The sequence below is a fragment of the Acidobacteriota bacterium genome, from assembly GCA_035471785.1.
In the GTDB taxonomy this organism is placed as follows: Bacteria; Acidobacteriota; UBA6911; order RPQK01; family DATIPO01; genus JANQFM01.
Genome location: DATIPQ010000046.1, coordinates 1 through 14,618 on the forward strand (window position 1 = coordinate 1; position 14,618 = coordinate 14,618).

Here is a 14,618-nt window from a genome sequence, read left to right on the forward strand (position 1 = left end):
GCCGTCTGAAACCCAGGGTGGCGCCGCCGTCTCGCTGGCGCTCGCCGGGGCTGACCCTGGGCTGGCGAATGGCTCCCCTTCAGGGAGCTTGTGCTTGACTTTCAACACAGTCGCTGCCTGCCCTCCGCGGCAAGGCTCAAGTCCGGGCTCGCTGAAGGCGAGCGATTCGATTAGCCCAGGGTGCAGCCCGCGGCAAGCGAAGCGCAGCAAGGGCGAAACCCTGGGTACGGTGGTTCACCCCACAAGCTAGAATGCAGCATGGTTCAAGTCAAGAATCCTGTGGCGGCGCAGCATTAGCGCAGCGTGTCAGAAGTTTTGAGCCAGCCTGTCGCGTCATCCCACGCCTTCAGCGTTCTGACCTTTGCCGTCTGAAACCCAGGGTGGCGCCGCCGTCTCGCTGGCGCTCGCCGGGGCTGACCCTGGGCTAGCCAATCGCTCGCCTTCAGCGAGCCCGGACTTGACTTCTAACACAGTCGCTGGGCTGGGGAATCTGTCCCTGTCATGGACAAGAACGGAGGGCCCCGGCTCAGAATTCATGACGGGCAGCACTTGCCTTGACGCAGGGGTTTGACAGCATGGGATGAGAGGGTGAGAATCGGGCGCATGGGGACGGCGAAAAAAGAATGGCTAAAATAATGAGTGCTCCCAAGCATGGATTTTCACTCCTTCTCTTTCTCTTGCTTCTGGCCGCCTGCGGCGGGGAACGGCAGGCGGACGAGCGGCTGGCTCAGATCCTGATGCTGGAGGACAGCCGCAACGCCGACATGGAGCTGCTGGGTCCGCTGCTGCAAGACCAGGACCCCGCCATCCGCGCCCGGGCGGTGCTGGCTCTGGGACGCATCGGCTTGCTGGAGTTCCCCGACGACGCCTTCCGCGAAGAATTGGTGCGCCTGCTGCGCCAGGACGAGGACCCATCGGTGCGCGCCATGGCGGCTTTCGCGCTGGGCGAAGCGCAAGAGACAGACGCCCTCATGGCGCTGGTCGCCGCCTTCTCGGACAGCGACGAAGGGGTTCGCGAAATGGCCGTTGAGGCGGTCAGCAAGCTGAACGTCAAGGGCGCCGCCAGCGCCTTGCTCGACCGCTTGGAGGTGGAAGAGTCGGAGCAGGTGAAAAGGCGCATCCTGCTCACCTCCTGGCGTCTGGCCAACCCCTCCACTGCCCGCCGGGCCATCGAACTGCTGAGCGAGGATACGCCTCACCTGGGCCATGCCGTCTATCACCTGGCGCGCTTTCCGCGCGGCGACGAGCCCGAGCCTCCCTTTCAGGTGGACGGCCCCCTGCTGGCCCGGCTTCCCGACAAGCTGGAGGCTGAGGCCTCCGCCTACCTGGCCCGCCTGCTGAGGACGCAGATGGTGGCCGACCCCGATCCGCAGTTGCTGAGCCGGCTGCTGGCACACCCCGAGGCGGGAGTGCGCATCGAAGCCCTGCGCACGGCCGCCGCCCGCTCGCTGGTGGACGCGGCGGGCGCCATGCAGGGATTCGAGAGCGATGCGCCCCACGTCCTGCTGGAACGCCTGCAAGCCGCCGCCGCCTCCGAGGACGCCTCCACCCCCGAGAAGATCGAGCCCTGGCTCGCCCATGAGTCGCCGGCTCTGGCGTCCGCCGCTTTGACCAGCCTGCATGCGCTGGCTCCCGAAGGCGTGGAGGCCGACCTGCCGCGATACTTGCAGGACGGGCGTCCCCAGGTGCGGGCGGCGGCTGTGTCGCTCTTTCCCGCCGGCGATGGAGATGCCCTGGCGGAACAGCTCGACAAGGCGCTGGACGATCCCCATCCGTTGGTGCGCAATGCCGCCGTTCAGCGCTGGCAGTCCTGGGACCGTCCGCGGGCCACTCAACGCTTGCTTGAATTGCTGGGGCATCCCGACCCGGTGGTTAAGGCTCTGGCCGCAGGCGGACTGCGCCAGCGCGGCCCCCAACCCCATCTGGACGCTTTGGCGGCGGCTTACGGACGCCTGCGCGACGATCCCAACTTCGAAGCCAAGTCGGCCGTTCTGGGAGCGGTACAGGCGGCTCTCCCCGACGAGCAGGCCCTGCTCATCCTGCGTTCCGCCCTCGACGACCCCGACCGCAACGCCCGCGTCCAGGCGGCGGTGGCCCTCAAGGACGTCGACGGACCTTCGGTGCGCGACAAGATCGGCGTCCGCGACCTCGACCGCGATCTCGGTTTCTACCGCCGGGTGCTGGAGGTGCTGGAAGACCGAAAAGGCGCCCAGATCGAAACCAGTCGAGGACGCTTCAACATCCGCTTCTATCCTCAAGACGCTCCGCTGACCGTCTACAACTTCATCGCACTGGCGGAGAAGGGGTATTTCGAGGGCATCACTATCCATCGCGTGGTGCCCCATTTCGTGCTGCAGGCCGGATGTCCGCGGGGGGACGGATGGGGCGGTCCCGGATACGACATCCGCTGCGAGATCAATACCCGCCGCTACACCCGCGGCGCCGTGGGAATGGCGCTGGCCGGCAAAGACACCGGGGGCAGCCAGTGGTTCGCAGCCTACTCTCCCCAGCATCATCTGGACGGAGGCTACACCGTGTGGGCTCAGGTCGAGGGTGGGTGGGACGTTCTTGCAAGCATTCTGCCTGGGGACACCATTGTTGGGGTTAGCGTTGAGTGACGTCTCGGTGGCGAGCCGCTGTGAGGTGACAAGGGGTGCTGTGCCCATCGGCGACGCCCTCCTTAGCCTTGGCCAAAGAGGCCCGCAAGGATGTGCTTCCCACCCGGCCGGGGGACCGCTCGGTGGCCTGCCCCGCTTGGCCGTGTTGGGGCGTTGCCTGGATCGCCGCAAGGATGCGCCTCCCACCCGGCCAAGGTACCGCTCGGTGGCCTGCCCCCGCTTGGCCGTGGCGGGGCGATGGGCGAGTATGCTCCACCCGTACGCCTACTTGCCCTCGTAGGCCGCGCCTTCGATCCACCACTTTGGGGCGGGGGCGCCTTTGAGGAAGTGGTCGAAGAACTCCTTCATCTTGAGGGTGTAGTCGAGCTTGTTGGCGTACTTTTGCAGGTGGTGGGGCTCGCCGCGGTATTGCAGGAACACCGCGGGCTTCCGCAGCCGGCGCATGGCCATGTAAAGCTCGATGCCCTGCGTCCAGGGCACGGCCCCGTCCTCGTCTCCGAACTGAATCAGCAGCGGCGTATGGATGCGGTCGGCGTAAAAGACCGGCGAGTTCTCGATGTAAGCCGGCAGATCCTCCCACAGTGAAGCCCCGATGCGGCTTTGCGACTGCTCGTACTGAAACTGGCGCGACAGTCCCGATCCCCAGCGGATGCCTCCGTAAGCGCTGGTCATGTTGGAAACCGGCGCGCCGGCCACGGCGGCGGCGAAGATGTCGGTCTGAGTCACCACGAAGGCCGTCTGGTAGCCGCTCCAGGAATGTCCGTGCAGTCCGATGGCCTGGGGATCGGCCACGCCCATGTCGATCAGCTTCTGCACCCCGGGCACCAGGCACTTGGTGGCCGAAAACCCCGGACGCCCCACTTCGAAGCGAATGTCCGGCAAAAAGACGGCATAACCGTTTGAAGCATAAAAGGGAAAGTTGGGACGGTGGTTGATGACCACCTCGTTGAACTCGTGCAGGCGCTGAGAGAAGAAGCGGTAGAAGTAGACCAGCACGGGATAGCGCTGGCCCGGCTGGTAGTTGCCCGGCTTGATGAGGACGCCTTGCAGCGGAATCCCGTCCAGCGAATTCCACTCCACCAACTCCGAAGTGCCCCAGGCGAATTCGCTGATCTGCGGATTCACCGTGCTCACCTTGACGGCATCGGCGAAGTCAGACGAAGCCACCCACAAATCGGGAAACTCGTCGTAGTCCTCGCGGGTGTAGAGCAGTCTGTCGGCCTCCTCGGCCCTGGCGATGAAGTCGAACTTCTTGGCTTGTTCGAGAAGGCGCTCCAGGCCGCCTTGGGACATCTTTAGCCGGTACCAGCCGTCGTTCTTCTGCTTGTCGTGGTAAGAAGTCAGCAACAGGGCCCCATCGGCGGCGATGAAGTCGCTGTCGGGATCGGTGTCCACCACGCGGAAGATTCGCTCCTCCTCACGTCCCCGGCCGTCTGTCAGGCAATCGATGGCAGCCGAACCCTTCTGGGCGGGAAACTTCCAGATGTCGTACTTGTCGTAGATGAGCAGTGCCGAAGAGTCCTCCAGCCAGCCGGGAGAACCGTAGCCGGGACGCGGCGAGGGATAATCGTGGTCCTCGTCGTAGAAAGGCACCTCCATCTCGGCGGTGAGGAGGCGCTTGGTATCGGTCTGGAAGTCGTAAAGCCACCAGTTGTCGACCTGAAAATAGGCCAGGTAGCGTCCGTCGGGAGAGAGCTCCAGCGGCCCTGACACGCGCTTGGCGGCCAGCTTTCTTTGCCCGTTCTCGAGGTCGACCAGGTAGGCGTCCTGGTTGAAGCCCACCCAGGTGATCTCCTGCAGGTAGGGGACGTCCGAAATCAGCAGCGCCGTGTTCGGGTTCTCGGACGGGATCAGGCGCGGGACCTCTTCATCGGCCAACTTCACCAGACGGTTGGAGTCGAGGTGGTAGACGGCGCCGAAGGTGCTGCGGCTGCGTTGCTGGTAAGAGTCCTTTTCGTGAGTCTTGATGCGCGGATCGTTCCAGTGCCAGACGTCCACCTCGCGCTTTTCCAGTATCTCCCCCACATCGTAGGGGTCGCTGGGTTCTTCCTCCTCTTCTCCCTCGTCCCCGTCCTCTGCGTCATCTTCCTCCATCTCGTCGGGCTGGCGAGGACGCAGTCCCACAAACAGCCGCGCTTCGTCCTTGCTGAAGCGGAGGGAGTTATGCTCGAGAGGAATCATCCATCCCTCGGGAGTCTCGGCGTCGTCGACCGCTGCCTGGACATCGCCTGGGCCGTCCCAAATGCGCAATTGAGCCGGTCCGGCCTTGCCGTCTTGGTCGGCCACCGCTTGCAGATAGGCCAGCCGGCCCGAGTCCTTGCTCCAGGTCAACGACTCGTAGACGCCGTCGGCGGACTCCGAAAGAGCCGTTTCCTGCGGCGACTCCTCCAGGCTGGTCAAGCGCAAACCGTTGCCCTGCCCATCCTCGCTGGCCTGGGCATAGGCCAGATAGCGCGATTGTTCGTCGAAGGCCCAACCCTTGACCCATTGAAGCTCGCGTTCCGACCCGTCCGAGAGGCGCCGCAGGATCAGCGTCGTGCCGGCGTTCTTACGCTTCTCGGGCTTTTCCTCCTCCTCGGCCTCAGCCGCCTCCGGCTCTTCCGGCTCCTCCGGTTGGGAAGCCTCCTCATCCTTCTCCTGGTCTTTTTCCCCCTCTTCTTTGAAGCGATGGTAAGCGAGCCACTGGCCGTCGGGCGAGAAGGCGAAGCGCTGCACGTTTTCGAAGTCGGTCTGTTGGCCGTTGCTCAGATTGACCAGGGCCAGGCCGTTCTTGGGCTTGTCCTCGCTCTTTTTCTCGGCGGCCTTTTGCTGGGCGGCGAAGGACGGCTCGATCACGAAGGCCGCCCAGGCCGAGTTGCCCGAGATGGCGGGGCTGGCTCCCCGATCCACCGTGTAGGAAGCGCTGCCGTCCACGGCCCTGACCAGGCCCTGCCCGTCGCCGCGTCCAGGACGCGCCTGGTAGGCCACCCAGGCTCCGTCCTTTGAAATGACCGGTCCCTCCACTTGGCGGAACTTCATCATGTCTTCCACCGTCAACGCTTTTCCCTGGCCAAGGAGGGCCGGGGACAGGCAGGCCGTCAGCAGAACCATCCAACCCCAATGCTTGCGTGCGCACTTCGCTTGTCTCATAGCTCAGCATTCTAAACGGCCAGAGCGGGCACGGCCAGAGGGGGCTCGCGAGGGCGAATCGGGCGCCAGTGTCGAATTGAGGATGCGGCAAACGTCTTGATGGCGTAAAACGGAAACCGCCGAACAGAAAGGCTATGAAAATGTCTAAGTTTCTCTTGTTGCTTCATGAAGAACCCACCGCCGCTTCGAACTACTCGCCCCAGCAAATGCAGGATCTGATACAGGAATACGTCGACTGGAGCGCCCGCATGGCCCAGGCTGGACACCTGTTGGGAGGCCAGAAGCTGGTGGAAGGCGAAGGCCGGATCGTCCGCCAGGACGACGAGGGACTGGTGGTCGACGGACCCTTCAGCGAGACCAAAGAGGTCATCGGCGGATTCTTCATGATCGAAGCCGACGACTATGACCAGGCTGTTCAACTCAGCCGCGACTGCCCCCACGTCCGCTACGGCACGCGCATCGAAATCCGCGAGATCGACGAGCGCCACCAAGAGGAGGAGTAGCGGCAACACGCCTGTTTGTGTGGTAAATTGTGGCAGGAGTCCAAAGCCCCAGCATCGACTTCTTGATTTGCTCGGTCGCTGTCAGGTTGGGAATGCCGATTTTTACCAGCGACAAGGACTTTGCTGATTTCCAGCAAGCCCTTCCCATCCAACTTTTTCGTCCCAAATCGAAGGTTGAATAAGGATGGCCATATCGCACGAGGCCGAGCAGGAGCGCGCGCGGAAGATGGTCGACCATCTCTTTCGGCGCGAGGCGGGACGCATCGCGGCCACGCTGACCCGCATCCTCGGGCCCGGCCAGCTCGACCTGGTCGACGACATCGTGCAGGACGCGCTGGTGCAGGCTCTGCGGGTCTGGCCCTATCGCGGACTGCCCGACAATCCCCGCGCCTGGCTTATCAAGGTGGCCCGCAACCGGGCTCTCGACCGCCTGCGCCGCTCTTCCACCCTTCGCGACAAGGAAGAGGACCTCAAGAAGTGGATCAGCCAGTCCCGGGGGGAGGCGGGCCAGCCCCGCGAGAGCCGCTTCGTCGAGGAACTCAGCGACGATCAACTGGCCATGATTTTCATCTGCTGCCATCCCGAGTTGCCCCCCGCCTCGCGGGTGGCGCTGACGCTCAAGACGGTTTGCGGATTCTCGGTGCCCGAAATCGCCCGCGCCTTGCTTTCGGCCCAGCCCACGGTGGCTCAGCGCCTAGTGCGGGCCAAGCGCATGATCAAGCGCAAGAAGCTGCCCTTCCAGGTTCCGCCCCCGGCGGACCTCGCGCAGCGGCTCGATTCGGTGCTTGAAGCCGTTTACTTGCTCTTCAACGAAGGCTATGCCGCCCACAGCGGAGAAGCTCTGGTGCGCCGCGACCTGACGGGCGAGGCCCTGCGCCTGATTTCGCTGCTTTCGGCCCACCCCTTGACCTCCAAACCTCAGGTGCACGCGTTGGCCGCCCTGCTTTGCCTCCACGCCTCGCGTCTGCCGGCCCGCGAAGAAGACGGCCAGATCGTCCTGCTGGCCGATCAGGAGCGTTCGCGCTGGGACCGGCGCCTCATCGAGCAAGGCAGCCGCCACCTGGGTCAAGCCATGCGGGCCCAGGCGCTCAGCCGCTATCATCTGCAAGCCGCCATCGCCGCCTGTCACGTGGCCGCCCCCGGCTACGCCCAAACCGACTGGAAGAAGATCCTGGACCTTTACGACGCTCTTATCGAAATCCAGCCTTCGCCTATCTTCAGGCTCAACCGGGCCGTGGCGCTGGCTTTCGTTGAAGGAGTCGAAGCGGGGCTGGAGTCCCTGCTGGAAATCGAGGACAATCCGGCTCTGCGCGACTACTACCTGCTCCCCGCCACCTTGGCCGACCTGCACCGCCGGGCGGGGAGGGGACGGGAAGCGGCCCGTTTCTACCGGCGCGCTCTCCAGTGTCCCTGCAGCGGACCCGAACGGCGATTCCTGGAGCGCAAGCTCAAGCAGGTTGAAGGCGCGTCCAGCCGGTCTTGAGTTCCAGGGCCACCAGGTGACCGACAGGTTCACACACGCGTCAAGTTGCAGTGACCGCAGTGAAGGCCCAATGCTCTCGGCGGTTTGAGGCTGCTCGCTACAGTCTGGTGCAGTGCGTCAGAAGTTTTGAGCCACCCCGTGGCGTTATCCCACGCTTTCAGCGTTTGCACATTTGCCGTCTTGAACCCAGGGTGGCGCCCCGTCTCGCTCGCGCTCGCCGGGGCTGACCCTGGGCTGACGAATCGCTCGCCTTCAGCGAGCCTGGACTTGACTTCTGACACAGTCGCCGGGCTGGCGGATCTGTCCCTTTCAGAGACAAAAAACGGCGGCCCTGGCTCAGACCTTATGGCCGGCGGCACTAGACAGTCACTCACCATGCACCGGATTGCGGGAATGGACCGTAGTGTAAAATAGGGGTTTCGGACGGAAGGACGATTGAGCTCAATGCCCTCATCTACAGAAAAGAAGCCCCCCAGACCCAGGGTCGACCAGGCGCACACACGCAATTTCTGCATCATCGCCCACATCGACCACGGCAAGTCGACCCTGGCCGACCGGCTGCTGGAAGACACCGAGACCATCGACCGCCGGCAGATGCGGGCACAGGTGCTGGACAAGATGGACTTGGAGCGGGAACGGGGCATCACCATCAAAATGGCGGCGGTGCGCCTCCACTACAAGGCCAAGGACGGCACCATCTACGAACTCAACCTCATCGACACTCCCGGGCACGTCGACTTCACCTATGAAGTCTCGCGCAGTCTGGCCGCCTGCGAAGGAGCCGTGCTGGTGGTGGACGCGGCACAGGGCGTGGAGGCTCAAACCCTGGCCAACGTCAACCTGGCTCTCAATCACAAGCTTGAAATCGTCCCCGTCATCAACAAGATCGATCTGCCCGCCGCCGACCCCGAGCGGGTGGCTGAAGAAATCGAAGAGACCCTCTTCATCGAGCGCGACCTGTGCATTCCTGCCAGCGCCAAGACGGGACAGGGCGTAGAAGACATCCTGGAGGCCGTGGTTTCGCGCATTCCCGCTCCCAAGGGCGACGCGGCGGCTCCTCTGCGGGCTCTGGTCTTCGACTCTCATTTCGATCCCTACCTGGGCATCATCGCCTATGTTCGGGTGGTGGACGGAGAGTTGCGTCCCGGCATGACGATCCACATGATGGCCACGGGCCACGAAGCCGAGATCGCCGGGGTCGGCATCTTCGCTCCCGAAATGCTGGAAACCGAAGCCCTCCTGACCGGTCAGGTGGGATTCGTGCACGCCGCCATGAAGTCCATCGGCGACTGCCGGGTGGGCGACACCATGACCGAGCGCGGACGCAGGGCCGAAAAGCCTCTTCCCGGTTACCACGACGCCAAGCCGATGGTCTTCTGCGGGCTTTATCCCGTCGATTCCGAGCAGTTCCCCGACCTGCGCGACGCGCTGGCCAAGCTGCAGCTCAACGACGCTTCATTGAGCTATGAGCCTGAGACCTCGGCCGCCCTGGGATTCGGCTTCCGCTGCGGGTTTTTGGGATTGCTGCACAGCGAGATCGTGCAGGAGCGCCTGGAGCGGGAGTTCGATATTCCGCTGGTAGCCACCGCTCCCTCGGTGGTCTACCGCATCGTTCTCAACGACGGCTCGGTTGAGATGATCGATAATCCTACCCACTGGCCCGAGGGCCAGAGGCTGGACCGCGTGGAAGAGCCCTACGTGCACGCCACCGTCATGACTCCCAGCCAGTACGTGGGCACCATCATGGAGCTCTGCAACGACCGCCGCGGCACCTTCGGGAAACTGGAATACAACGGGCCGGAACGGGCCATGCTGACTTTCCAACTGCCCTTGTCCGAAATCCTGATGGATTTCTTCGACGCCCTCAAGAGCCGCACCAAGGGATACGCTTCATTCGACTACGAAATGGCGGGCTACAAAGAGGACAATCTGGTCAAGATGGACATCCTGCTCAACGGCGAGCCCGTCGATGCGCTCAGCTTCATTACTCACCGCGACAAGGCCTACTACCGGGGCAAGGCGCTGGTCAAGAAACTGAAGGAAGTGCTTCCCCGCCAACTCTTCGAGATCCGTTTGCAGGCCGCCCTGGGACGCAAAGTCATCGCCGCCGAGAAGATTCCGGCCCTGCGCAAGAACGTGACCGCCAAATGCTACGGTGGCGACGTGACCCGCAAGCGCAAGCTGCTGGAACGGCAAAAGGAAGGCAAGAAGCGCATGAAATCGGTGGGACAGGTGGAGATTCCCCAGGAGGCCTTCCTGAGCGTCCTCAAGGTAGACGAGTAAGGGGCTGAGTATGACGGTAGGACGTCCACTGGGACTCTATGTGCACATCCCTTTCTGTGTGCGCAAGTGTTTCTACTGCGACTTCAATTCGGGTCCGGTGGGGGAGGTCAAGCGTGGCCGCCATTTGAAGGCGCTACGAGACGAGATCAGTCACTCGCCCTATCGCGGAGCACTGGCCCGTACTGTCTTTTTGGGGGGCGGGACGCCCTCCGAACTGCGTTTACATGAGCTCAACGGGCTGATCGAGTCGCTGCGGGAGGCCTTCGACCTCAGCCAGGTCGAGGAATGGACCATCGAGTGCAATCCGGGCACTCTCACTCCCGGCTCGCTGGCGGCTTACCGCGAGCTTGGAATCGACCGCATCAGCTTGGGCGTGCAGAGCTTCCACGACGGGCACCTGAAAGCCCTTGGACGCGTCCACGACGCCGGGCAGGCCCGCACCTCCATCCGCTGGATCCGCCAGGCGGGCTTCCGCAACCTCAATCTCGACCTCATCTTCGCTCTGCCCCATCAGACCTTGAAGGAATGGCAGGCCGATCTGGAAGAGGCTTTGTCCTACCGTCCTCAGCACCTCTCCCTTTACAACCTGACCATCGAAGCAGGAACCGAGTTCGGCCGTCGCCATGAGGCCGGACTGCTGAAGGAAACCGGGGAGGACCTGGCGGCCGACATGTACCAAACGGCCATCGGCTACGCCCGGGCAGCCGGCATGACCCACTACGAAATTTCCAACTTCGCCCTGCCCGGACGCGAGTGCCTGCACAACCGCATCTACTGGCGCAACGAAGACTACCTGGGACTGGGGGTCAGCGCCTCTTCTTACCTGGACGGCCTGCGCTGGACCAATTGCGGCGACCTGGACCAGTACGCCGCCGGCGCCGCGCGGGGACGCGTTCCCCGCTCAGTCGAAGAACGCCTCCCCGCCCGTCAAGCCCTGGGTGAAGAAATCATGCTTCGCCTGCGCACCCGCGAAGGCGCCAACCTGGAGGCGCTCTCCGAAAAGTACCGCCTCCCCGCCCAGAACCTCTACGCGGCTCACTTGCAGCGTCTCCAGTCCCAGCAACTCATCTCCCGCCGGGCATCAACCATCTCTCTCACCTCCCGCGGCATCTTCCTGGCCGATCAAGTCTGCGCCGAGTTCCTGGTCTGACAAGCCGATAGCGAGCTGCCTCATACCGCCGAGGGCAAGTAGGCTTTGAGCGCGGTCGCTGAAGCTTGACCCGTGCGTGAACTTGTTGGCCACCTGGTGCTGCCGGTCATAAGTTCTGAGCCAGGGCCCTCCGTTCTTGTCCCTGACAGGGACAGATTCGCCAGCCCGGCGACTGTGTAAGAAGTCAAGTCCGGGCTCGCTGAAGGCAAAGGCGCGAACGCTGAAGAGGGTGTCGCAAAAGTGCAGCCCGAACCACTCGCAAAGCGTCTCAAGGAGCACTTTCTTGCTCTTTGAGAACCCCGAAGGAGGTGCGATTCGCCCGCCCAGCGACCATGTTAGAAGTCAAGTCCGGGCTCGCTGAAGGCGAGCGATTCGCCAGCCCAGGGTACAGCGAGGGCGCGAAGCGCGCGAGCGGCACCCTGGGTAATGGGAGCACCTCTAAAGGAACCCTGAAGGGGTGGAATAACGAGCCTTCGAAGTGTCATGTTGAAGGCTTTTGCGACACCCTCTGAAGGCGTGGGATAACGCGACAGGCTGGCTTAAAACTTCTGACGCGCTGCGCTAATGCTGCGCCACAGGAGTCTTGACTTGAGCCATGCTGCATTCTAGCTTGTGGGGTGAACCGCTGTACCCAGGGTTTCGCCCTTGCTGCGCTTCGCTTGCCGCGGGCTGCACCCTGGGCTAATCGAATCGCTCGCCTTCAGCGAGCCTCCCGGACTCGAGCCTTGACACGGAGGGCAGGCAGCGACTGTGTTGAAAGTCAGCATAAGCTCCCTGAAAGGGAGCGATTCGCCAGCCCAGGGTCAGCCCCGGCGAGCGCCAGCGAGACGGCGGCGCCACCCTGGGTTTCGGACGGCAAAGGTGCGAACGCTGAAGGCGTGGGATAACGCCACAGGCTGGCTCAAAACTTCTGACGCACTGCACTACTGGCCCTAGTCGGAGGCGGTAAAAGCCAGGCGACGTTTCAGGGCTTTGACATCGATGCGGTGTTTGCGGATCAGTTCCCAGAAGGAGCGCCGGTCTTTTCTGGCCGCTCGGGCGGCTTGAGAAATGTTGCCTTGATGGGCCACCAGCATTTTCTTGACGTAGCCTTCCTCGAAAGCGGCAATCGCCTGGGCCTTGGCCTCTTTGAACGAGGCCTCAGCGGGCCCGCAAAGGACTTCGGGAAGGGAGATGGCCTCGGAGCCGATGTCGCCTTCCTGAGTCAGCAGCACCGCCCTTTCCACGACGTGCTCAAGCTCCCGCACGTTGCCCGGCCAAGTGTGCAGGATGAGTTTCTCCATGGCTCGAGGAGAATACTCAGGTTGAGGCTTGTCGAACTTGTGAGCGTACTTTGCAGCGAAATGATGGGCCAGCAGGGGAATGTCTTCACTGCGGCAACGCAGGGGAGGCAGGTTGAGGGTAATGGTGTTGAGCCGGTAATACAGGTCCTTGCGCAGATTGCCCTGATCGGCGGCCTTTTCAAGTTCAAGGTTGGAGGCCGCAATGACGCGGACGTTGCCCCGCAGGAACGCAGTCGATCCCAGGCGGCGGTATTCTCCGTCTTGAAGAAAGCGCAGCAGCTTGACTTGGGCCAGGCTGGAGAGGCTGCTCACCTCGTCGAGGAAGAGGGTGCCCCCCTCGGCTTCTTCAATCAATCCCTGATAACTTTCCCCGGCGCCCGTGTAGGCTCCCCGCTCATGGCCGAAGAGCTCGTTCTCGACAAGATCGTCAGGGATTGCGCCGCAGTTCACGGGGATGAAAGGTCCGCCGGAGCGCCGACTCAGATAGTGGATGGCACGGGCGAAGAGTTCCTTTCCCGTCCCCGTTTCTCCTTCGATCACGACGTTGGCGTCGTATTTGGAGACGGCCTTGACTTTTTCGATCTCGGCTAAGAAGGCGGGTGCCTGTCCCACGATCTGGCGAAGGCCGATTTCCTCCTTGGCCTGGGGAACCGGAACAGCGGCGGCGCGGGTCTGCCGGTAGAGCCACCAGATGCGAGGAAGAACGCTGCTTTCCGAGAAAGGCGGCACCAGGAAATCGGTGCATCCTGCCTCGAGCAGCCGGGCGATGCGGTCGGGTCCCGACTGCTCTAGGGCAATCACCGTAGGCAGGGCCGGCTCTTGACAAAGCACCGATCTCACCTTTTCGTCGAGGTCCTGCCCGCCCGGCAACAAGATGCAGATGTCGGGCCGGCTATGTTGGATGGACTCGGCAAGCGCAGCCTGGCCGCGACAGTAAAACGTCTCGATGGGCACCTGCCCCGAGGCCGCGAGGATTGCCTTCAACTGCTCGCAGCCACGAGAACTCCATCCCTGGTCGATCAGGAGCACTCTCATGGCAAGAGTTCCAATCTCGGCATGGCGCACCGGTCTGCAGAAAACACGATTGGCCGGCTGTGCCTTTTGCAACTTGAAAAAGACATGTCATTTGATCGGGCCGGACGCCGGATGCGGCAACACGCACCAGACACTGTTATTCCTACTTGAGATTACCGGGCGATGATCTCTCTGTGAAAACGTTGCACATAGTATAACGCCAAGACTACCGGTTTTGCCTCACTATTCGGTCTTGTCCAGAAGGAAGGCAATTGACGAGTTCAGCTAGGGGAAAAACGCCCTAGCCGGGAATGCGCGTGGCACGGGGGTTTGCGGGCAAGGAGCGCCTGTCGGGTAGGGTCAAAAGCACTCAGCCATGCTCCTGCAAGGCCTGCAAAACGGCCCCTGCGCGCTGGCATCTCTCTTGCTTTCCGCAAGATGAGGAATCAAGAACCTTCCATGAAAAAGCGTTGCCTTGCGGCAGAGGAAGAGATCCGGAGAGCCCTTTTGAGATACCTCGTGGAAAACCCTGAAGCCAGTGACACTCTAAAGGGGATCACCCAATGGTGGTTGTTGGAGGAGTCGGTCAGGAGCGACAGGGCCACAGTCGAGGGTGTCGTGGCCCGCTTGGTCGACAAACGCTTGCTCTTGGAACACAGGTCGAAAGACGGCCGGCGGCACTTTCGGGTCAACAGGGAGAAGCTGGACCAGATCCGCGACTTGTTGACACGTTCTGATTGCTGATTTGCCGCGGCCTCGCAGCGCTCGGCGAGCGCAGAGGCTGAGACGATTCTCGATGCGCCTCGTTGTAAGTGACGGGGCGAAGCTGTATCAGCCCGTGCCTGTTTATCCGCATTTCCGTTTTTCTCCACAAAGAGGAGGTTTTCAAAATGCCCGTGACTCCGACTTATCCAGGCGTCTACATTGAGGAGGTGCCCAGCGGCGTCCGCACCATAACGGGAGTGGCGACGTCCATTACCGCCTTCATTGGCCGCGCCGCGCGAGGACCCGTCAACGAGCCTTTCACCATTAATAACTTCGGCGACTTCGAGCGCACTTTCGGCGGCCTGGGCATCGACTACCCGATGAGCTACGCCGTGCGCGACTTCTTCCTCAACGGCGGCGCCCAAGCTTTGATCGTCCGCCTCTACAAGG

General features: G+C 62.7%; 8 protein-coding genes. 6 read left to right on the plus strand and 2 right to left on the minus strand.

What is annotated here, in order from left to right; all coding sequences use genetic code 11:
- Positions 1-635: 635 nt before the first annotated feature.
- On the plus strand, positions 636-2,618 hold the full coding sequence (locus tag VLU25_07170; GenBank protein ID HSR67705.1) for a HEAT repeat domain-containing protein: 1,983 nt from the start codon (positions 636-638) through the stop codon (positions 2,616-2,618).
- A gap of 264 nt (positions 2,619-2,882) precedes the next feature.
- On the opposite strand, the gene VLU25_07175 is transcribed toward VLU25_07170, so the two are convergent.
- The gene (locus VLU25_07175) at positions 2,883-5,747 is read right to left on the minus strand and encodes a prolyl oligopeptidase family serine peptidase (protein ID HSR67706.1); all 2,865 of its coding nucleotides are present in this window, start codon (positions 5,745-5,747) and stop codon (positions 2,883-2,885) included.
- 140 nt (positions 5,748-5,887) lie between these two features.
- Between VLU25_07175 and VLU25_07180 the strand changes: the two genes are divergently transcribed.
- From VLU25_07180 to hemW, 4 genes are all read left to right on the plus strand, one after another.
- A complete protein-coding gene (locus VLU25_07180) occupies positions 5,888-6,250 on the plus strand; it encodes a YciI family protein (GenBank protein HSR67707.1) in 363 nt (120 codons plus the stop codon).
- A 184-nt stretch (positions 6,251-6,434) separates the two neighbouring features.
- Positions 6,435-7,733: a sigma-70 family RNA polymerase sigma factor gene (locus VLU25_07185; protein ID HSR67708.1), complete on the plus strand. Its 1,299-nt coding sequence runs from the start codon at positions 6,435-6,437 to the stop codon at positions 7,731-7,733.
- 444 nt (positions 7,734-8,177) lie between these two features.
- Positions 8,178-10,016: a translation elongation factor 4 gene (gene lepA, locus VLU25_07190; protein ID HSR67709.1), complete on the plus strand. Its 1,839-nt coding sequence runs from the start codon at positions 8,178-8,180 to the stop codon at positions 10,014-10,016.
- Positions 10,017-10,026: 10 nt separating this feature from the next.
- A complete protein-coding gene (gene hemW / locus VLU25_07195) occupies positions 10,027-11,166 on the plus strand; it encodes a radical SAM family heme chaperone HemW (GenBank protein HSR67710.1) in 1,140 nt (379 codons plus the stop codon).
- 932 nt (positions 11,167-12,098) lie between these two features.
- Here the strand turns inward: hemW and VLU25_07200 are convergent.
- Positions 12,099-13,484 (minus strand): sigma-54 dependent transcriptional regulator, encoded by a 1,386-nt coding sequence (locus VLU25_07200; protein ID HSR67711.1) that lies wholly within the window; start codon positions 13,482-13,484, stop codon positions 12,099-12,101.
- A gap of 869 nt (positions 13,485-14,353) precedes the next feature.
- Between VLU25_07200 and VLU25_07205 the strand changes: the two genes are divergently transcribed.
- Positions 14,354-14,618: phage tail sheath family protein (locus VLU25_07205; GenBank protein HSR67712.1), on the plus strand; the 265-nt coding region annotated here is incomplete at its 3' end.

Coding starts and splice junctions, on each gene's coding strand:
- lepA (HSR67709.1), top strand. CDS start 8,178: ATGCCCTCATCTACAGAAAAGAAGCCCCCCAGACCCAGGGTCGACCAG.
- hemW (HSR67710.1), top strand. CDS start 10,027: ATGACGGTAGGACGTCCACTGGGACTCTATGTGCACATCCCTTTCTGT.
- VLU25_07200 (HSR67711.1), bottom strand. CDS start 13,484: ATGAGAGTGCTCCTGATCGACCAGGGATGGAGTTCTCGTGGCTGCGAG.
- VLU25_07185 (HSR67708.1), top strand. CDS start 6,435: ATGGCCATATCGCACGAGGCCGAGCAGGAGCGCGCGCGGAAGATGGTC.
- VLU25_07180 (HSR67707.1), top strand. CDS start 5,888: ATGTCTAAGTTTCTCTTGTTGCTTCATGAAGAACCCACCGCCGCTTCG.
- VLU25_07170 (HSR67705.1), top strand. CDS start 636: ATGAGTGCTCCCAAGCATGGATTTTCACTCCTTCTCTTTCTCTTGCTT.
- VLU25_07175 (HSR67706.1), bottom strand. CDS start 5,747: ATGAGACAAGCGAAGTGCGCACGCAAGCATTGGGGTTGGATGGTTCTG.